Source organism: Pseudomonas sp. AC463 (genome assembly GCF_979253585.1).
In genome coordinates, this window is record NZ_CEEDDZ010000206.1 from 1 (window position 1) to 380 (window position 380).

A 380-nucleotide genomic window follows, 5' to 3' on the forward strand; every position below is an offset into this window, starting at 1 on the left:
GTTCAGCAATACACAGACCAACCTGCAACACCGGGGCATTACCTCCGGCTTCGATTTCCTTGAGCGCAGTGCCGGCTTCGGCATCGCCCAACACCTGATCAGCTACACCGAAGCGGACAGCTATGCCCGCGTTTTCGTTATCGGGCTGCTCAACACGCTGCTGGTGTCCATCATCGGTATCGTGCTGGCCACCTTCCTCGGCTTCCTTATCGGTATCGCGCGGCTTTCGCCGAACTGGATGATCAGCAAGCTGGCGACCGTCTACATCGAAATCTTCCGCAACAGTCCGCCGTTGCTGCAGATTCTCTTCTGGTACTTCGCCGTGCTGCTGCCACTGCCTGGTCCGCGCGCCAGTATCAGCTTGGGCGACAGCTTCTTCC

1 protein-coding gene is annotated in these 380 nt (G+C 58.7%); it reads left to right on the forward strand.

The genetic code is table 11. The annotated features are described in order from the left end of the window. Positions 1 to 380, forward strand: a 380-nt coding sequence (locus AC0IYH_RS29795) for an ABC transporter permease subunit (RefSeq protein WP_471837683.1), incomplete at both ends; no start/stop codon positions are given.